Here is an 18,357-nt window from a genome sequence, read left to right on the forward strand (position 1 = left end):
GTTTGGGAAGAGTGCTTGAGCAAGAGGAAGAGAACGACGACGCGATGCTGATTTTGATTTCGCCGGCCAAGACGCTCGATTTTTCGCCGCAGCCCGCCCACGCCGCTACGAAGCCGCAGTTTCTTACGCAGGCCAATCGGCTCGCCAAGCACGCCCAGTCGCTCACACCGGCGAAGCTCGGCCGGTTGATGAGCATCAGCCCGAAGCTGGCCGAGACGGCCCACGATTACTTCGCCGCTTGGAAGGCGAAGTACGATGCGAAGGGGACGAAGGAGGCGGTGTTCGCGTTTCGCGGCGACGTCTACATCGGGCTCGACGCCGATACGCTCTCGCCGGCTGATCTCCAGTTCGCGCAGGAGCATCTCCGCATTTTGTCAGGGCTGTACGGCGTGTTGCGGCCGCTCGATCTGATTCAACCCTACCGGCTGGAGATGAGCATCCGCCTCGCCGGCGACTACGGCAAGGATTTGTACGCGCACTGGGGCGATACGGTCGCGAAATCACTGGCGAAAGAAACGAAGCAGGCGGGGGAGGGGGTGATCGTTAACTTGGCGTCGCAGGACTATTTCGCCGTCGCCGATCGGCCGACGCTGAAGGGACGGGTAATCACGCCGGCGTTCCGCGAAAAGCACAACGACAAGTTCTCGGTGATCAGCTTTTTCGCGAAGAAAGCCCGCGGGATGATGGCCCGGCATCTCATCGAGTCGCAGGCCGATTCGCCGGCGGCGATTCTCAAGTTTCGCGCAGGCGGGTATCGGTTCAACGCGGAGCTTTCGACCGAGGATGAACCGGTGTTCACGCGCGACAAACCGCCGGCGCAGGGAGTCGCTTGACGCTCCTCCGATCGGTATGCGATGATCGTCGTTTATGCCCGACGACGCACCGATGACGCCCCCGCCGACGCAGGACGAGCTCGACCTGCTTCATTACCAATCTCGCTTCGACCGGCCCATTCCGATGAAGGCGCCGGAGTTCAGCCGCGACGAGCGGCTGCGGCATGTCCTGTTCAGTCGGCAATTCTCCGTCGACATGCTGGAAGACCTCGCCGGCACGGCCGACATGATCCGCGATCTGTCGAAGGCCCGCTCGGGACAGGACTTCCTGATCAACCTGCTGCACCACAAGCGGGCGATGCTGTACTTCACGCAGCCATCGACGCGGACGTTCCTCAGCTTTATGGCGGCGTGCCAGATTCTGGGGATCACCTGCAATGAGGTGCGCGACGCCTCGACCTCCTCGGAAACGAAGGGCGAAACGCGGTTCGATTCGATCCGCATGTTCAGCAGTTACTTCGACCTGATCATTATGCGGAGCCCAGTCGCGCGGCTTGCCGAGGCGTGCGCCTACGTGATGAACGATCTGGCGGCGAGCGGTAACCGCAGCGTGCCGATCATCAACGCCGGGTCGGGCGCCGACCAGCATCCGACGCAGGCGCTGCTCGACATTTACACGCTGCAGCGGTCGTTTCAGTTCGTCAGCCCGAAAGATTCGCCGCTGGGGACGCGCTACGAAGAAATTCGCCGCGAGCATCCGTCGCTCACGCGCGGACTGTCGCACAAGGTGTACGGCTTCTGCGGCGACATTGGTCGCGGCCGCACCGTGCGTTCGCTGGCGGAACTGCTGGCCGGTTACGAGGGCGTGACGCTGGCGTTCGTAGCGCCCGATCATCCGACGCTCTCCCTTGGCGACGATTTGCGCGAACGGCTGCTGGCCCGCGGCGTGCGGATCTTCGAAGTCGATTCGCTGGTGGCGCCGATCGACGGCAAGCCGCTCATCGAGCAGGTCGATGCGCTCTACATGACGCGGATTCAGAAAGAGCACAACGTCGCGGCCGACGTCGAGTCGTTCGCCAAAATCGACTTCGATCGGTACAAGCTCAACCGCGGCCTCGTCGCGCGGATGAAGAGCTACGCGCCGATTCTGCACCCCTTCCCGCGCGACCAGCACTTTGGCGAGATTCCGCCGGAGATCGACGCCGACCCGCGGGCGATGTACTTTCGCCAAGCTCGTAACGGCATGTGGATTCGCGCGGCGCTGCTGGCGCATGTGTTCAACGTCGATCACCAGATCTCACGGTTTTATCACGAGCAGTTTGGGGCGTGGAAGCCGACGGGGCTGCAACGGGTGTAGGTAGGGTTCAGATGATAGGGTTCAGGGCATTTACTGAACCCCGAACCCTGAACCCTTTCTCGCTGCTCAGCGTTCATTCGCGGTTCCCTACTTTTACCGTGTCGTCGTGCTTCGATTCTTTGTAGCCTATCGTCATGGCCCTGCTCATTGACGGCTACAACCTGCTCCATGTGACCGCGATTGTCGGGCATGGGGGGTTGCGCGGGTCGCGCGAAGGGCTGCTGCGGTTTCTGGCGTCGGCCATCGATCCGCGCGAGCGGCCGCAAACGACGATCGTGTTCGACGCGGCCGAGGCCCCGCCGAATCTGCCGCGGACGATCGTCTTCGAGGAAATGACGATTCATTTTTCGTCGGAGTACGACAACGCCGACGAACTGATCGAAGAGCTGATCGAAGCCCACAACGTGCCGAAGTCGCTGCTCGTGGTTTCGAGCGATCACCGCTTGCAGCGGGCGGCGCGGCGGCGGAAGGCGCCGTTCGTCGACAGCGACGTGTGGTTCGCCGAGGCGCTGCGGCGACGCGCGGCAATGAAGGCGCCGGCGCCGATCATTGCGAAGCCGGCCGGGCCGTTGAGTGGCGATGAGATTTCTTACTGGCTCGCGGAGTTCGGCGACGTCGAAGAGATAGAGATTCTGCCGCCTCCGCCGCGACGGCGGCCGGTTCCAAAACCGCGTGCGAGCGGCGATGCGAAGCGACCGCCCGCTCAGCCGGCCGGGGAGACCAAGCCGGCGAAAAAGAAGGTCGCTCCGAAGCGGAAGCGACCGTCGCGCAAGCCGCCGCATGAGAAGGGAAACCTCGCGAATCCGTTCCCGCCGGGGTATGGGGAAGATTTGCTCGAGGGGGGTTCGAAAGAATAACTACTAAGGCGCGAAGGACGCAAAGACGCTCAAAGGAAGAGGAGGAGGCTACTGGAGAGCGTTGGCTGCGGCGCTTTGTGTGCTTCTCCTCGCCTTGTGCATCCTCCGTGCTTCTTGGTGATCTTCGTGCCTTAGTGGTCAGTCTCTGTCACTGCTCCGGCGGGTCGTTGACCCGCGGCTACTGGGGGAGCGTTATCGTGAACGTCGCTCCGCCGGTGGAGGGGGAGTCGGCTTCGAGCGTGCCGTTGTGGAGCGTCACGATACGCCAGGCTTTGGAGAGGCCGAAGCCGAGGCCACGGCCTGCTTCTCGTCCCGAGTAAAACGGGTCGAAGATGTGAGGTCGGACTTCGGGCGCGATGCCGGGACCGGTATCCGCAATTTGCAACTGCACCGCCGCTTCCGTCGACGACAGCGTGACGTCGATCGCACCATCGCGACCGATCGCGTCGAGGGCGTTATCGAGGAGTGCGCGAATCGCAACCTGCAGCTGCGTGGCGTCAGCTTGGATTTGGGGCAGGGGCGTTGAACCGTCGAAGCGTAACGCGATGTTGCGGCGCTGCATTTCGGGCACTAAACCGCGAGCAGCTTCGTTGACGACGTCGGCTAGGTTCGTGGCGGCGAGCACCAACTGCGGCGGCCGCGCGAAGAGCATGAGATCAGAGATCATCTCATGCGCACGAAGCGCTTGCTGATTGATCGCCTCGATCGTCCGCCGCCGCTCCGGATCTCGCTCGTCGCGCAGCAACGACTGCGCGCGAGCGGAGATGTTTGCCAGCGGGTTGTTGATCTCGTGGCTGGCGCCGTAGGCCAGCTCTTTCATCGCATCGAGCTTCGCTTGCTCGAGGCGTGAGTCAAAACTGGCGTCGGATGCGGTCATACGTACCTAGCCCCTGGCTATGCCAGGGGGTAGCACAACGCGCGACCAAAGCCTACCGGCATGGCAACCGACCCCCGGGCGGAGCCCGGGGCTATAAACGCGGCGACGGCGTCAGCGCAGCCTACTTCACGCCAATCGATTCGACGTCCAGCAGTTGGCAAACGCGGGTCACGAGTTGATCAACGTCGAACGGCTTCTTCATGAACTCGTCGGCGCCAGCGTCGCGGAGTTCTTGAATCTTTTCCTGCTCGACCATGCCCGAGATGCAGATGATGCGGACGTCGTCCATCGTCGCGTCGCTGCGAACGAGGTTGCAGACTTCCTTGCCGTTGATATCTGGCAGCATCACGTCGAGGACGACCAGATCGGGGCGGAATTCCTTGATCAACATGCCGGCGCCGAAGCCGTTGTTGACGCTGCGGATGTCGAAGCGGCCGTCGGCCGTGAGGGCGTCGACGATCAGCTCGACCAGCGACTCGTCGTCATCGACGACCAGGATCTTCCGCTTGCCGCTGTCGAGGGCGTCGGTCGGAATGCCATTGTCGCGCATGAAGGCGTACAACTGGTCGCGCGGAATGCGGCGGAAGCGGCTCCCGGGGACGCGGAAGCCTTTGAGCTGTCCCGAGTCGAAGCAGCGGATAATCGTCTGCTGGCTGACCTTACAAATCTTCGCGGCTTCGCCGGTCGTGAATACGGTCTTCATGGTCGAACCACCTCTCTCCTTAGCCGTGGTTGTGCCGCGGCCCGGGGGCCGTGACTTTATTGAAGGCGAGCGCGAACGGACGGTTACGCTTGAGTTAGCTCCGTCGAGCGTCCTTGCCGGTCCTTGTGTGTCTGGTGGGAAACCCTCTGCGATGCCCCCCGAAGTCCCCGTGTGCCCGGAGTCCCCAGTGATGCGTAGTCGCCTGAAGTTCCGGCCACCTACTCAAAGGTGCAAGGCTATTTAGACGGCAACGTCATCCATGCCTGCCGAAGCTTCCTGGTTTGCCAACTGGGGGAATTATAACGGTCCCGCAGACTGAGTCAACATTGATTGAATTGACGCAAGACAAATTGACATAACAACTTACGTCATGGCGACTGGAATTGAGGGTTTGTCAGTGGTCAGTGGTCCGTTATCAGTTGCGGGTGGGTGGAGAGCCGTTTTTAGCAACTGACAACGGACGACGGACCACTGACAGCCTTCGCTAGCGACTCCCTTTCCCTTCGAGATGGACCATCACGAGCGCGATATCGGCGGGGGTGATGCCGCTCACTCGGCTCGCTTGGGAAAGATCAACCGGACGGATGCGCCCGAGCTTCTCGCGAGCTTCGGCGCGCAGTTGCGAGATGCGGCCGTAGTCGAAGCTGGCGGGGATGCGCTTCGCGGCGAGGCGGCGTTGCCGTTCGACTTCGACTTCCTGCCGCGCGACGTAGCCGGCGTACTTCAGGTCGACGAGCACCTGGCTGGCGACGTCTTCAGAAGTCGCGGCAAGTTCGGGCAGACGCGCGACGATGTCTGGCCACTCGACTTCAGGCCGTCGCAACCGCCGCGCGAGCGATTGCCCCTCCTGCCGCGTCGTTTCGAGGAGTTGGGTAATCCGCGAAATCTCGGCGCACTTCGTTTCCAGTCGCGCGAAGCGATCGCCATCGGCAAGGCCGACCTCATGCGCGAGTGGCGTGAGCCGTCGATCGGCGTTGTCTTGCCGCAGCAAGAGGCGGTATTCAGCGCGACTGGTGAACATGCGGTAGGGCTCGTCGACGCCGCGGGTGACTAGGTCGTCGATCAGCACGCCGATGTAGGCCTGGTCGCGGGTGAGGATGAGCGGCTCGCGACCGGCGACGCCGAGCGCCGCGTTCGCCCCCGCCATTAGCCCCTGAGCCGCCGCCTCTTCGTAACCGGTGGTGCCGTTGATCTGTCCGGCAAAGAACAGCCCAGCCACCTGCTTCGATTCAAGCGTCGGCCGCAGCTGATCGGGCGGGGCGTAGTCGTATTCCACCGCGTAGCCGTAACGCATGATCTCGGCCCGTTCGAGGCCCGGAATCAGCCGGAACATGGCGTCTTGCACGTCGCGCGGCAAGCTGGTCGAAACGCCGTTCACATAGACTTCGCGAGTGTTGCGGCCTTCGGGTTCGAGAAAGAGCTGATGCTGCGTCTTGTCGGCGAAGCGCACGATCTTGTCTTCGATCGACGGGCAGTAGCGCGGCCCGCTGGTGGTGATCTGCCCGCTGTACATCGGCGCTCGCGACAAGTTCGCGCGGATGATGTCGTGGACTTGCTCGTTCGTGTAGGTGATGTAGCAGGGGAGCTGCTCGACCTCGAGCCGGTCGGTGAGATACGAAAAGGGCTGCGGCCGTTCGTCGCCCGGCTGGAGTTCGGTGCGCGAGTAATCGATCGTGCGGCCATTGAGCCGCGGCGGTGTGCCGGTCTTGAAGCGTTCGAGTTTGACGCCGAGTCGGTTGAGCGCGGCGCTGATGCCGGAGGAGGTTCCTTCGCCGCCCCGCCCACCGGGCGTCTTCGCCTCACCAGTGTGCATGAGCGCTTGCAGGAAGGTGCCGGTAGTTAGCACGACGGCACGGGCGCGGTAGATCGCGTCGCCGCGAACCTGGACGCCGATGATCCGCGGGTCGTTCGATTCGTCGCCAGCAGTGAGGATGTCTTCGACGACCTCCTGCCGCAGCGACAAATTCGGCTGCTCCTCGCAAAGCCGCTTTACCTCGGCTTGATAAAGCCGCTTATCGGCCTGGGCCCGCGGGCTGTGCATCGCCGGGCCTTTGCGGAGGTTGAGCATCCGGAACTGGATGCCCGTGGCGTCGATCACCCGCCCCATGGCCCCGCCGAGGGCGTCGATCTCACGGACGATTTGACCCTTGCCGACGCCGCCGATCGCCGGATTGCAGCTCATTTGGCCGACGGTGTCGCAGTTGGTTGTCAGCAGGGCGGTGCGGGCCCCCAGCCGGGCGGCCGCCAGGGCTGCTTCGGTCCCCGCGTGGCCGGCGCCGATCACCAGGACGTCGAATTCGTACTCGCTTTTTGCCATGTTTCCAGCCTACCCGGAGGGCGAAGCGACGCAACCGCCCCCCGCCAGGTTGGAATTGGTCGAATCGCCCCGGGAGTGGTAAGCTTGTACTGGCGTTCACTACACTCTCGACTTTCACGGCAGCTATCTACCACCGACTTACTTGCTGTTCTATTATGGCCTCACTCCTCGTAAATAGCGCCATCCGCAATGCGGCGTTGCCGATCTCGGTCGAGCAATACCATCGCATGGCCGAATCGGGGATTCTGGTCAGCGACACGGAGCTACTTCACGGAGTCATCGTCCAGAAAATGGTGAAGTCTCCGGAGCACACCTGGTTGGTGCAGCGGCTGCTGGAGTGGCTGCGCGGGGTGCTTCCGGCGAATTACCATCTGCGACAAGAGCAACCGCTGACCTTCAGCGATTCCGAGCCTGAGCCAGACCTTGCCATCGTCGCCGGCGATGCGAACGCTTACCGTCAGATCCATCCCGCCACGGCCAGCTTGGTCGTCGAAGTGGCGATCACTTCCGAAGCGATCGACCGTGAGAAGGGACTCGCCTACGCCGCGGCCGGCGTGGCGGAGTATTGGCTGGTGATTTCGCAGAAGCAGATTGTCGAGTGCTACCGCTCGCCGAGCCCACAGGGGTATGGCGAGGTCGAAACGCTGGGAATTGGGAGCGCACTTCGTTTTCCGCTGGTGGCCGACGCCATGCTGCCGGTAAGCGAATTCTTTCGCCGCTAACGGCATTTACCCGCTTCCAGCGACGGTTCCAGCCTTTTCGGTAACAGATCGCCCCGCACGGCGCTTCACCCCGCTGAACCGCCTCGGGCCAGTCCCCGTAACCACGTTGGGTTTCGATCCGGCGGCGGCTAGAATTGCAGGCACGCTCGTCGCCCGACGGGGCGGCCCATTGGCGATAGGGAGAATGTCGAAATGCAGCGATTTTTCATTTTGGCGACGTTGTTTGCCGTTGGCGTCGTCGCGTTGCTTGCCTCTCGCGTTCACGCCGAGCAAGCCGGCGGCCTTTTCCCCACCGGCGTCCCGACGCTCGGCGGGCGGTTCGTCTGGTCGGACGAAGTCGTCGATCACGGCTGGCGGGTTCAAAAAAATGCCGTCATCGGCCACTACCGGCTGCTCGACGATCACGATCGGCGGCAGGCGTTTGGTTCGTTCGACACGTGCCTCGCCAAGCTGAACGAAGAGAAGAAGGCGCAAAACTTTCCGCCCAATCCGAAAGACGTCGTCATCGTGCTGCACGGCCTCGGCGCCGGCCGGCAGTTCATGGAGGGACTCGCCGAGTACCTGGAAGAGAATGGGAACCTGGCGACCATCAACGTCGGCTATCCCTCGACGATGGAAGACGTCGACGCCTACGCTGCGTCGCTCGATAGCGTCATCCGCCATCTTGATGGCGTGGAACGCGTGAGCTTTGTGGCCCATAGCATGGGCAACATCGTCATTCGCCGTTACTTGAACAACATGTCACGCCTCGATCCAGCGATGCGACCGCCAGTGGAGTTCAAGCGGATGGTAATGATTTCGCCGCCGAACCATGGCGCCGAGCTCGCTGACGCCTGGGCCGACAACAAACTAGTCGAAACAGTGGCAGGCAAACCACTGGAGCAACTCGCGCCGTCGAAGGGCTGGCCGGAGTTGGAGAAGCAGCTGTCGACGCCCGATTTTCCGTTCGGCATTATCGTCGGCGGTCGCGGCGACGCTGAAGGCTACTTCGACGCCATTCCGGGAGATGACGACGGACTATTGAGCATTGAAACGTCGAAGCTAGCGGGCGCGTCGGATTACATTCAGACGCTCGGCATCCATCAGTTGATGCCACAGTACAAGGAAGTGCGGGCGGCGGCGCTCAACTTCCTGCTGCATGGATACTTTGTGTCGCCGCAGGCGATGCACCCGATCGTCGCGGCGAAGTAACTCTCTGCTAGGCAACGCTAACATCGCTTGTAAACGCCAATAGCCCCGGGCAAGTTTGCCCGGGGCTATTTTTGGTTGCGATCGAATTGTTGCGACGACGGCGATTACGCCGCCGGCTTCAGCTCAAGCTTCGCCGCTTGTGGCGGAACCGGCTTGGTCTGCTCGGCCTTCGCACACTCCGCACAGGCGGGGAACGCGACGCAGCAGAGGGCGTTCATGAACCGGCGGCTGCCGAGGTGGGGCTCGATGTAGTGGCTGCTGCCGACGTCGCTCGTGAGCGTTTGCTGGCAGAGCTTGTAAGCGTTCTCGCCGAGGCAGTTCGCGTTGACGCCGGTCACGCCGATCGCCGGCTTGCAGCGGTACGAGATGTTCGGCCAGCGACGGAGCGTGCTGTCGGTGCGGTTGCGAGTGACGTAGATCTTCTCAGCCGCGACGAACGCCTGGCCATAGCGACCGCCGACGTCCAGCGAGTCGTTGTCGAACGCCGCCGACACGAGGGCGACGCGGAAGTTCGGACGTTCGACGGCTTCGGCGCCAGCCAGCTTCAGGCCGCGGAGTTCGCCGCCGCCGATGAAGTGGGCCGACACGGCGCCGATGATGCCGCCGTAGCTGTGACCGCCGACGGTAACGCGTTGGGTCATGCTCATCCGCTGGACGAGCTTCGCCATATAATAGCCTTGGTATTCGGCGTAGGTGAACTTCGTGCGGAGATTGCTGAGGATCAGCTGACGCGGACGGAGCAGCGGACGGAGGTGATCAATTTGCGCTGGCCACGACCAGAACACCAGCCGCTTCTTGCCGGGGCAGCAGCGCATCTTGCGGTAGACGTCCCAGCATTGGTCCATGGCGCCTTTGTGCTGCAGCGTGTTGCCGTGAGCGAACACGAGCGTCGGCATGCTCGCCTCTTCAGCAAGCAGCTCTTCCCACGACGACTTCACAAACCGGCGGCAGCTCGCGTCGTAGCGTTGGACGCTGATCCGCTCGAAGCCGGCGTCGAGGTTGTTGCACTTCGGCGCGCAGCGGGTGTTCACCAGCCACAGTTCCGGCAGTTCGTGACAGCAATCGAGCTGGCAGTTGTTTAGGTCGCAGCCGTCGCATTGATCGGGCGTGCAGTATTGGGCCGAAGCGGCGGCGGCCAGAGCAACGACGATGATCGCCGCGGCGGCGAAGCGCCAGAAGGCCCAGAGAGCGGTTTCGCGAACCAAGGCAGCGTTCATGGGGAGTCGCTTTCCTGCTAGCAGAGGGGAGTGAACTGGGCCGCAGCGGCGACCGGTGGATTTCGGGGGCCAGCGAAGATGCGGAACTTACGCAAACTTTGCGGCAACGCGAAAATTTACCCTCTGCGGCGGGAAAACAACGCCCCCTGTCGAAAAATGTGGCGAAAAAACCACACCGCGGGCCGCTCCTCTTCGTCCGACCGGCACGACCGCTCCGTCCTGCAGCGGGAGCGAGTTCCCGGCTGAACGCCGAGAGAAAAAGGGAAACCTGGGGAGACTCTCCGTCTGAGGGGAACTGGACTTCGGATTCCCACGGTAACGGGTCGATGCTACCCGCATTGCCGGAACAATCGTCTCTGTCGTTCCAACCCGACCCGCTCGCCGACCGACCCAGCTGGCGCGCGGGGGTGCGACACGCGACCTCAGGAATAGCCGCATGCGATCGCTTTTCACTCGTCCAGCCTCGGCGCGCCTGCTGTTAGCCGCAGCGTCGTTTACCGTCGCCGCGCCCGCGCTCGCTCAAGCGCCGCCGTCGCTTTCAGATACCATCCATCTCGCCAGCGGCGACATCTGGTCGGAGAAGTCGACGCCGACGGTGCTGGGAACTCCCGCGAACTCGGCGGCGAGCGAAGTCGCCATCGTGCCAGTCGCCGAGAACGAAAGCGCACTGCTCTCAGTGGGAGCGATCGATTCGACTTGCAACACATGCAACGGCGGCGGCGGGGGCGGAGCAGGCAGCTTCTACAATCGCTGCGGCTGCGACCAGCCGATGTTTCCGTACCTCACCGGTCCCGGCAACTGCGATAACTGGTGCGTCGGTCCCCACTGGAACGTCGAAGTCGACGGCATGGCGCTACGACGGACCGGCGTCGATTGGGGCGGAGTCGTCGCGCTCGCCAACGGCGATGGCTTCGCGACGGCAATGCTCGATGACTTCGGCTACGGGCCTGGCGCCCGCATCTTCGCCACGGCGTATAACGACTCCGACTTCGGGCTGCAGATCGGCTACGAGGGAATCAACAACTACAACGCCACGGCGCTCTTCATCGACCCCAATGGCGGGGTTGGCCCCGAAGACGACGACGTGCGGTCATTCAACTACCAGACGACGTTCAACTCCTTAGAGTTCAACGTCATGCGTCGGACGACGGCGCCAACGAAAATCTTCGCAGGCTTCCGTTACGTGCAAGTAGACGAGGATTTCTCCGACTCCATCACCCAAGCCAAGACGGTTCCGGGAGCGGCCAATCCGGCCACGACGGTCGCGTATGCCGACACTCGCGACCTCGCCAAAGTTGAAAACCGCATGATCGGCTTTCAACTTGGCGCCCTGCGAGACGCGTGGGCGTTTAACAAGTGGTTGACGATCGAGCCCTTCGGAAATGGCGGCGTTTATTACAACAACTACAAGCGGGAAGATTTGCAGGACACGGTCAACACGCTCGTGACCGGCCCCGACTCTGCTACGCTCGCCCTCGCTTCGAGCTCGTCGAGTTTCACCCAATTCGGCACGTCGAACAACTTTTCCGAAATCTCATTCCTCGGCGAAATCGGCGTCACGGCCGTGTTCCGCGTTAATAAGTGCGTCGCGATCCGCGGCGGCTACCAGGCACTCGTCATGGACGGCGTCGGCACCGGCATCGACGCCTACTTTTCACCGGGGCTCAACGGCGAAACCGTCCTCTACCACGGAGCGCGGTTTGGCGTTGAGTACCAGCGGTAGGGCGTTGAAGCCTAACCACGAAGACTCAAAGTCGCGAAGGAATACACTAAGAACCTTATCTTCGTGATCCTTCGTGCTCTTGCGTGTCTTCGTGGTACATCTTTGGAACTCCCTAGATTGACTCCAGCGTTTCCTTCTCTTCGGTCACATGCCGCCGCGCTCGCAGGTTGAGCGTTTCGACCATGAGCGCGAAGGCCATCGAGAAGTAGATGTAGCCGCGCGGGACGTGCGTGTGGAGGCCTTCGGCGACCAACACGACGCCGATCAGAATCAGGAACGCCAGCGCCAGCATCTTCACGCTCGGGTGCCGGTTCACGAAGTTCGCAATCGGGCCGCTGAAGGCGATCATCACCGCGATTGCCAGGACGACGGCGGTGATCATGATCGCGAGTGCGACCCAATGGTGCTGGTAATCTTCCGGCCGCACCATGCCGACAGCGGTGAGCACCGAGTCGAGCGAGAAGACCATATCGATCGCGATGATCTGCACAAGCACCGCGGTGAGCGACGAGTAGACCTTCGTCCCGCCGCTCGCATGATGCGGTTCGAGTTGGTGGCCAATCTCCCAGGTTGCTTTGCCGAGCAAGAACAACCCGCCGAGGATCAGCACGAGATCCTTCGCGGTGATCGGCGTGCCTCCCTCTTCGAGCGTCTCGACGACGGCGGGGCTGTCGACTTCCGACGGATCGTCCGCCTTGATCGGCGTGACGTCGTCTTTCGGCTCGACTTCCGCCACCACCGGATGCGAGCCTGGCATGTGGAACGGCAGATCGAAGAGTACCGTCTTGTCGAGCGTGATCACCCACGAAATCGCAAACAGCAAAGCGATCCGGCCGACCGCGGCGAGCAGCAAGCCCAGCGTGCGGGCTTTCGGCTGATGCTCGGCCGGCAACTTGCCGGTGAGGATCGCAAGGAAGACGACGTTATCGATGCCGAGCACGATCTCCAAGATCGCGAGCGTCGCGAGGGCGGCCATCGAATTAAACGTGAACAACTCTTCCATGATCGCTTATCCTGAGAATTCAGATTGAACCGCCAAGGACACTTACGATTGCTACGGGGAAATGCTTTTCTACCACGAAACACACGAAGCACACAAAACTGGAAGAGCGTTGAATCGCTTATCTCATTTTTTGGTGTGCTTCGTGTGATTCGTGGTAAATCTCCCCGCATTCCTTGACGTCCTTGGCGGTTAATTCCTAAACCATTGGACCCAATTTCGCAAGCAGAAGATCGCACTGTTCGTCGCTGCCGACGCTAATGCGGAGGCCCTCGCCCCAGCCGGCGTAGTTCATGTAGCGAACCAGGACGCCGGCGTCCTTCAGTTGCTGGTAGAGGTCGCGCGACTCCCGCTTCCCGTGCCGGCACCAGACGAAATTCGCCTGCGAGTCGATGCACTCGAACCCGAGACCGCGCAGGGCTCCCGCCATTCGCTCGCGGATCGCGATTATTGCGTCTCGCGTCTTGGCAAAGTACGTCTGATCGTCGATCGCCGCCGTCGCCCCGGCGATCGAGAGCGAATCGCAGTTGTAGGAGTCCTTCACTTTGATCAACTGCTCGATGATTTGCGGCTGGGCGACTGCGAAACCGAACCGCAGCCCGGCGAGGCTGTACGACTTGCTGAGCGTCCGCGTGACAATCACCCGCTCGTTCTCGACGACCAAGCCGAGGCAATTCGTCGTCGCGAAGTCGGCGTAAGCCTCGTCGACGATGAGGGGGCAGGGGAGGGCGGCGGCTAGCTTCGCCACCTGGTCGGGCGCGATCACCGTGCCGGTCGGGCTGTTGGGGTTCGGCACGAAGGCGAGTTGCAGCCGCTCGTTCGCCGCAGTGAACGCGGAACCGAGCGTCCAGTCGCTCTCAAAATCGACCGTCTCCGACTCGGCCCCCTGAATCGCCGCGAGCGTGTTGTAGAGGATGTAGCTCGGGCGCGGAAAGCGAATCAGCCCCCCCGGCGCCACGAAGCTGCGGGTGACAATCGTGAGAATATCGTCGCTGCCGTTACCGCACAGAATCCAATCGGGCGTGATGCCGGGAACCTCGTGCTTGAATAGTTCCGCCGCCCGTTCGCGAAACGCGGTCGCCATCGGATCGGGATAGCGCTGCAGCCCGGTTTGGCACACGCGCCCAATCGCCGCCTTCACTGCGGGCGAGCAAGGGAAGGGGTTCTCGTTGGTGTTGAGTTTGACAAACTCCATCCCCCGCGGCTGCTCGCCGGGAACGTAGCCTTGCATCGCGGTGATGTTGGGTCGGAACATCTTTTGTTTATTTTTTTGTTGAGGGAGAAACCACGAAGGCATTAAGGCACAAAGGGTTTCACGAAGGAAGATGGAAATGACGGAACCGCTGAATCACCACGGTTCACTCTTTGTGCTTTCTCTTCGTGTCCTTCGTGCCGTCGTGGTTCAGTTGTTTCGAAGACGGATCGCCACGCTGTTCGCATGCCCGGTGAGGCCTTCCTTCGCGGCGAGGGTGAGAACGTCGTCAGCGATCGCGGCGAGGCCGGTCTCGGTGAAGTGGATCATGCTGTTGGTGCGGAGGAAGTCGTTCGCCGACAGGCCGCTCGCAAAACGGGCGGTGGCGCCGGTCGGCAAGACGTGCGACGGGCCGGCAGCGTAGTCGCCCACCGGCACCGGCGTGTAAGCGCCGAGAAAGATGGCGCCGGCGTAGCGAATGCGATCGGCCAGCTTTTCGGCAGCCGGCCCCGCGAGGTGGAGATGCTCGGTGGCGAGTTCGTTCGCCAGCGTCACCGCTTCGTCGGCGTTCTTCACGAGCACGAGGGCGCCAAACGCCTCGAGCGACGGCCGCGTAAGATCGCCCCGCTCGAGCGTCGCAAGTTGCTTTTCGAGTTCCGCTGCCACTGCATCGATGAGCGGCGCGTGCCAGGTGATGAGGATCGCCGAGCCAGGCGAATGCTCCGCTTGGGCAATGAGATCGGCCGCGGTGAAATCGGCCCGCGTCGTCTCGTCGGCGATGACGATCACCTCGCTCGGCCCGGCAATCGAATCGATGTCGACCTCGCCAAAGACATGTTTCTTGGCGAGCGCGACGAACAGATTGCCCGGGCCGACGATCTTGTCGACTTTTTCCAAGCCGTCGACGCCATAAGCGAGCGCCGCCACTGCCTGCGCCCCACCCGCGCGATAAACCTCAGTGACGCCCAGCTCATGGCAAGTCGCCAACAAGTCTTGGTTGTACGACCCAAACGCCGTCGGCGGCGCCACCACGGCGATCTGCTCCACACCCGCGGCCTGCGCGGGGACGACCGTCATCAGCACCGTCGACGGATACGCCGCCGCGCCGCCCGGCACGCACACGCCGATCCGCCGCAGCGGCAGGTAGCGCTGCATGAGATATCCGCCATGCTCCGTCGGCACGGTCACCGTCTGGTGGAGAATCGCCTGCTGGAATTTTAGAATGCGTTCGCGAATCCGCCGCACCGCGTCGAGTAGCTTGGGATCGGCCGCCGCGTGGGCCGCTGCCAGTTCCGCGGCCGGCACGCGCAGGTCGCTCGCCGCGAGTTGCTTACCATCAAGCTTAGCCGTGTACTCCAGCAGCGCCGGCAGGCCGCGCTCGCGCACGTCGCCGCAAATCCGCTCGACCACCTGCACCGGCGTCAACGGTTCGCCGAAGACTTCGATCGTCTTCCGCCGTCCCGCCTCGCTGACGACGTTCCCCTCGGGGGCCAGCTTCGCCCGCAGCGCGGCAATCTGCGCCGCCGAACCAGGGTCGCGAGTGTCGATGCGTGGAATGGCGAGCGGCATGGCGGCGAAGCTTGAAGCTGGTTGCGGGATGCAGGATAGTGAGGAACGCTCCAAGGTACCCCGCGGGGGCGGGCGTTTCACCCCCCGTTGAAACCGGCGCACTGTAAAAGCCACCGGCTCCGCCAGTGGACGAACTTCCGCCTGGGCTGACTCTACATTTACTCCGTCCACCGGCAGAGCCGGTGGCTTTCATGTCGAATTCCTGAACCCCGACACCTGAACCCTCCCCCTTCCCCATGATCGACCTCCGCAGCGACACGCTCACCCGCCCCACCCCCGCCATGCGAGCCGCCATCGCCGCCGCCGAGGTGGGTGACGACGTTTTTGGCGAGGACCCAACCGTCCGCCGCCTCGAGGAACAAACGGCCGACCTGCTGGGCAAGGAGGCGGCCCTGTTCGTCCCCAGCGGTACGATGGGGAACCAAATCGGCGTGCGGCTCCACTGCGGCGCCGGTGACGAATTCCTCTGCGAGGCCGAGTGCCACATCCTCAACCAGGAACAAGCCGCCTCGGCCCAATTCTTCGGCGTCTTCGGTCGCGGCATCGCCGCCGAAGGGCATCTTCTCACGCTCAGCCACCTCGAAGACAAGATCCGGCCCGACGACGTTCACTACGCCCGCACGCGGATGGTCTGCCTCGAAAACACCCACAACCGCGGCGGCGGGCGCGTGCTGCCGTTCGCCGAAGTCGAAAAGATTTCCGCCTGGGCTGCCGCGAACGGGCTGGCCCGTCACCTCGACGGCGCCCGCCTGTTCAACGCCGTCGTCGCCAGCGGCATTGCCGCGCGGGAGTGGGGCCGACTGTTCGACACGGTGAGCATCTGCTTCAGCAAAGGCCTCGGCGCCCCGGTCGGTTCGGCGCTTGTCGGCTCGCACGACCACATCAAACAGGCTCGCCGCCTGCGCAAAGCCCTCGGCGGCGGCTGGCGGCAAGCCGGCCACCTCGCCGCCGCGGCGAGCTACGCGCTCGACCACCATGTCGAACGGCTCGCCGACGATCACGCCAACGCTCAGATCCTTGCCGACGCCGTGCGACAATCGCACACGCTGCGACTCGCGCCGGCGCAAGTCGATACGAACATCGTCATCTTCGATCTCGACCAACGCCTCGGCACAGCGGCCGACTTCTGCAAGCGACTCGCCGAGCACGGGGTCGGCATGTATCCCTTCGGCAAATACCGCGTCCGCGCGGTAACGCATCTCGACGTGACGACGGAGCAGATCACCCAGGCGGCGGAAATCTTGCTAGAATTATCCGAGTAGCCGAGCAAAGTAGCCGCCGGCCAACGACCGGCCGGAGCGGCGATCGTTGGATTCAGCTCGTTCGAGCACCGCTCCGGTGGCTCGTTGAGCCGCGGCTACCTCGCTTATTCTCTCGTCGGAGCAAAATGGATTGAGTTCAAACCGACCTAACATTCGAATCGACCTCCGCTCGCTCTTCGTATGGACGCTTTATCTAGCCATCGGAATGGCAATCGGAGGCGCGCCGCTTTCCTATTACAGAGGTTACCTCTATAGCAACGACTTCCTCGGTTTTTTAGTCAGCACCCTGCAGACCCCGCTGCTCGCGACAGCGTCAGCCGCGATCGTCGGCGGCCTGTTACATCAGGCATACGTCATCCGCCAGAAGGGCGGAACCCTCGACGTTGGATCGACTTCGCTCCAATCGGCCTTGCGCTGCGAATCCACGCTGCGGCTCATGCTTGCCGCGACGATTGCTGCGTGCGTCACAGCCCGATATTTGAGAGAGTGGCAACTCTTCAAATTGCCGATGAAGTCGGCCTACATCTACGAAGACTTACTTACCGATATCGTCTGGAAGATAGCGGTGCTAATCGCAATGGCTGACGCCTCGATTCGCGCTGCTCAGAAAGTTCGGCCGCGGCGGCGACTCATCGTTGAGACTCTAGTATGGGCGGGCTGTATCGGCATCGCGATCTACATTGCAACAAATGGAACGCTGATCGCCTTCCTTGTGCATGTGGGTTGCCGTGGCGTCGATGCGGCGGATGCGACGATCTACAACCGGTACGGGATCCCCGCGATTTCCGACGAATGGCGAATTTTACTCGCCATGTCGGTTGCCGCCGCCTGCGCTATTGCGGCGTTAGTCACGCTCTCCGCCGTCATGTCAACTAGCGGCCTCAAGCAAGCGCTGCATCCGCGAGTTCTCGGCATCGTCGGCCTGCTGCTGTCCGCAAGCGGGGCAGGAATCTGGTTTTATTCCGGTATGCTCAGCCAATTCTCCCCGGACATCCATAGCGTTTCTTTCGAGCCCAACTGGTGGGAATGCCTCGGCGGAGCGATATTGGCGGCGCTCTTGGTCACGTATTCGATCTACCGCTTCTGGCATGCGAGTAGTTGGCGTTCCTCCGCCGAAGCCATATCACAAACCTCGCTGAACCTTCCTCCCGTCGCCGAAGGTTGGCCCGTCTTGCTTCTCCTGCTGGGAGTCGCCCTCATCGCCGCGGTTCAAATTGTCAACGACTTCATCGACTTCGACGCACCGCTGGAGAACATCGGTTTCATCGCCGCTTGGCCATCGAATTACTTCACGCTGGCGATGCTGTTCTTCAGCCTGAACCTTCTACGCCTTCGTTGGCAGGGAAAGGCGCCAGGACCGTTGCCAATCGTTCCGCTGCAAACTCGCGAGTTTGCTGGCGCGTGGCTGCTCCTCGCCGCGATCGTCGCCGTGGCGATTCCGACCTTCGCGGCGTTCAGCTTTTCGTTCTGGCTCGGCCCCTGGTATCGGTGGTAAGCGCTAGTGGCCGCCGGCACACTCGTAGCCGCCGGTCAACGACCGGCCGGAGCGTTGATCGTTGGGTTTAGCTCGTTCGAGGTTCGCTCCGGCGGCTCGTTG

At 62.5% G+C, this 18,357-nt stretch carries 15 protein-coding genes; 8 read left to right on the top strand and 7 right to left on the bottom strand.

The window, feature by feature from the left end:
* The first annotated feature begins 11 nt into the window (after positions 1-11).
* The 3 genes from yaaA (at position 12) to ACQY7R_RS09070 (ending at position 2,987) form a co-directional block, all read left to right on the top strand.
* The gene (yaaA, locus tag ACQY7R_RS09060) at positions 12-833 is read left to right on the top strand and encodes a peroxide stress protein YaaA (RefSeq protein WP_428305281.1); all 822 of its coding nucleotides are present in this window, start codon (positions 12-14) and stop codon (positions 831-833) included.
* A 34-nt stretch (positions 834-867) separates the two neighbouring features.
* A complete protein-coding gene (locus ACQY7R_RS09065) occupies positions 868-2,130 on the top strand; it encodes an aspartate/ornithine carbamoyltransferase family protein (protein ID WP_428305282.1) in 1,263 nt (420 codons plus the stop codon).
* Positions 2,131-2,264: 134 nt separating this feature from the next.
* Positions 2,265-2,987 carry an NYN domain-containing protein gene (locus ACQY7R_RS09070; RefSeq protein ID WP_428305283.1) on the top strand — a complete coding sequence of 241 codons (723 nt, stop codon included), beginning with the start codon at positions 2,265-2,267 and terminating at the stop codon, positions 2,985-2,987.
* 178 nt (positions 2,988-3,165) lie between these two features.
* On the opposite strand, the gene ACQY7R_RS09075 is transcribed toward ACQY7R_RS09070, so the two are convergent.
* The 3 genes from ACQY7R_RS09075 to mnmG all read right to left on the bottom strand — a co-directional run bounded on the left by ACQY7R_RS09075 (position 3,166) and on the right by mnmG (position 6,884).
* A complete protein-coding gene (locus ACQY7R_RS09075) occupies positions 3,166-3,864 on the bottom strand; it encodes a sensor histidine kinase (RefSeq protein WP_428305284.1) in 699 nt (232 codons plus the stop codon).
* A 121-nt stretch (positions 3,865-3,985) separates the two neighbouring features.
* Positions 3,986-4,567: a response regulator gene (locus ACQY7R_RS09080; RefSeq protein WP_428305285.1), complete on the bottom strand. Its 582-nt coding sequence runs from the start codon at positions 4,565-4,567 to the stop codon at positions 3,986-3,988.
* A gap of 484 nt (positions 4,568-5,051) precedes the next feature.
* A complete protein-coding gene (mnmG, locus tag ACQY7R_RS09085; RefSeq protein WP_428305286.1) occupies positions 5,052-6,884 on the bottom strand; it encodes a tRNA uridine-5-carboxymethylaminomethyl(34) synthesis enzyme MnmG in 1,833 nt (610 codons plus the stop codon).
* A gap of 155 nt (positions 6,885-7,039) precedes the next feature.
* Here mnmG and ACQY7R_RS09090 point away from each other — a divergent pair, with 155 nt between their 5' ends.
* Positions 7,040-7,606 (top strand): Uma2 family endonuclease, encoded by a 567-nt coding sequence (locus ACQY7R_RS09090; RefSeq protein WP_428305287.1) that lies wholly within the window; start codon positions 7,040-7,042, stop codon positions 7,604-7,606.
* 192 nt (positions 7,607-7,798) lie between these two features.
* Positions 7,799-8,797, top strand: a complete 999-nt coding sequence (locus ACQY7R_RS09095) for an esterase/lipase family protein (protein ID WP_428305288.1) — start codon at positions 7,799-7,801, stop codon at positions 8,795-8,797.
* Between the two features lie 104 nt (positions 8,798-8,901).
* On the opposite strand, the gene ACQY7R_RS09100 is transcribed toward ACQY7R_RS09095, so the two are convergent.
* A complete protein-coding gene (locus ACQY7R_RS09100) occupies positions 8,902-10,014 on the bottom strand; it encodes a hypothetical protein (protein WP_428305289.1) in 1,113 nt (370 codons plus the stop codon).
* Between the two features lie 436 nt (positions 10,015-10,450).
* On the opposite strand from ACQY7R_RS09100, the gene ACQY7R_RS09105 reads away from it, so the two are divergent.
* A complete protein-coding gene (locus ACQY7R_RS09105; RefSeq protein ID WP_428305290.1) occupies positions 10,451-11,737 on the top strand; it encodes a BBP7 family outer membrane beta-barrel protein in 1,287 nt (428 codons plus the stop codon).
* Between the two features lie 112 nt (positions 11,738-11,849).
* Here the strand turns inward: ACQY7R_RS09105 and ACQY7R_RS09110 are convergent, their stop codons facing one another.
* The 3 genes from ACQY7R_RS09110 to hisD all read right to left on the bottom strand — a co-directional run bounded on the left by ACQY7R_RS09110 (position 11,850) and on the right by hisD (position 15,498).
* On the bottom strand, positions 11,850-12,740 hold the full coding sequence (locus ACQY7R_RS09110) for a TerC family protein (RefSeq protein WP_428305291.1): 891 nt from the start codon (positions 12,738-12,740) through the stop codon (positions 11,850-11,852).
* Positions 12,741-12,936: 196 nt separating this feature from the next.
* Entirely contained in the window at positions 12,937-13,992 is a 1,056-nt protein-coding gene (hisC, locus tag ACQY7R_RS09115) for a histidinol-phosphate transaminase (RefSeq protein ID WP_428305292.1), read from the bottom strand.
* 147 nt (positions 13,993-14,139) lie between these two features.
* Positions 14,140-15,498 carry a histidinol dehydrogenase gene (gene hisD, locus ACQY7R_RS09120; RefSeq protein WP_428305293.1) on the bottom strand — a complete coding sequence of 453 codons (1,359 nt, stop codon included), beginning with the start codon at positions 15,496-15,498 and terminating at the stop codon, positions 14,140-14,142.
* A gap of 236 nt (positions 15,499-15,734) precedes the next feature.
* Between hisD and ACQY7R_RS09125 the strand changes: the two genes are divergently transcribed.
* Complete coding sequence (locus tag ACQY7R_RS09125; protein ID WP_428305294.1) at positions 15,735-16,760, top strand: threonine aldolase family protein; 1,026 nt, start codon at positions 15,735-15,737, stop codon at positions 16,758-16,760.
* Between the two features lie 205 nt (positions 16,761-16,965).
* Positions 16,966-18,255, top strand: a complete 1,290-nt coding sequence (locus tag ACQY7R_RS09130) for a hypothetical protein (protein ID WP_428305295.1) — start codon at positions 16,966-16,968, stop codon at positions 18,253-18,255.
* The last annotated feature ends 102 nt before the right edge of the window (positions 18,256-18,357 follow it).

The organism is Lacipirellula sp. (assembly GCF_965279485.1).
In the GTDB taxonomy this organism is placed as follows: Bacteria; Planctomycetota; Planctomycetia; order Pirellulales; family Lacipirellulaceae; genus Lacipirellula.

Bases quoted from the DNA above. Each gene is read 5' to 3' on its own strand.
- ACQY7R_RS09065 (WP_428305282.1), top strand. From the start codon at position 868: ATGCCCGACGACGCACCGATGACGCCCCCGCCGACGCAGGACGAGCTC.
- ACQY7R_RS09070 (WP_428305283.1), top strand. From the start codon at position 2,265: ATGGCCCTGCTCATTGACGGCTACAACCTGCTCCATGTGACCGCGATT.
- ACQY7R_RS09075 (WP_428305284.1), bottom strand. From the start codon at position 3,864: ATGACCGCATCCGACGCCAGTTTTGACTCACGCCTCGAGCAAGCGAAG.
- ACQY7R_RS09080 (WP_428305285.1), bottom strand. From the start codon at position 4,567: ATGAAGACCGTATTCACGACCGGCGAAGCCGCGAAGATTTGTAAGGTC.
- mnmG (WP_428305286.1), bottom strand. From the start codon at position 6,884: ATGGCAAAAAGCGAGTACGAATTCGACGTCCTGGTGATCGGCGCCGGC.
- ACQY7R_RS09090 (WP_428305287.1), top strand. From the start codon at position 7,040: ATGGCCTCACTCCTCGTAAATAGCGCCATCCGCAATGCGGCGTTGCCG.
- ACQY7R_RS09095 (WP_428305288.1), top strand. From the start codon at position 7,799: ATGCAGCGATTTTTCATTTTGGCGACGTTGTTTGCCGTTGGCGTCGTC.
- ACQY7R_RS09100 (WP_428305289.1), bottom strand. From the start codon at position 10,014: ATGAACGCTGCCTTGGTTCGCGAAACCGCTCTCTGGGCCTTCTGGCGC.
- ACQY7R_RS09105 (WP_428305290.1), top strand. From the start codon at position 10,451: ATGCGATCGCTTTTCACTCGTCCAGCCTCGGCGCGCCTGCTGTTAGCC.
- ACQY7R_RS09110 (WP_428305291.1), bottom strand. From the start codon at position 12,740: ATGGAAGAGTTGTTCACGTTTAATTCGATGGCCGCCCTCGCGACGCTC.
- hisC (WP_428305292.1), bottom strand. From the start codon at position 13,992: ATGTTCCGACCCAACATCACCGCGATGCAAGGCTACGTTCCCGGCGAG.
- hisD (WP_428305293.1), bottom strand. From the start codon at position 15,498: ATGCCGCTCGCCATTCCACGCATCGACACTCGCGACCCTGGTTCGGCG.
- ACQY7R_RS09125 (WP_428305294.1), top strand. From the start codon at position 15,735: ATGATCGACCTCCGCAGCGACACGCTCACCCGCCCCACCCCCGCCATG.
- ACQY7R_RS09130 (WP_428305295.1), top strand. From the start codon at position 16,966: ATGGCAATCGGAGGCGCGCCGCTTTCCTATTACAGAGGTTACCTCTAT.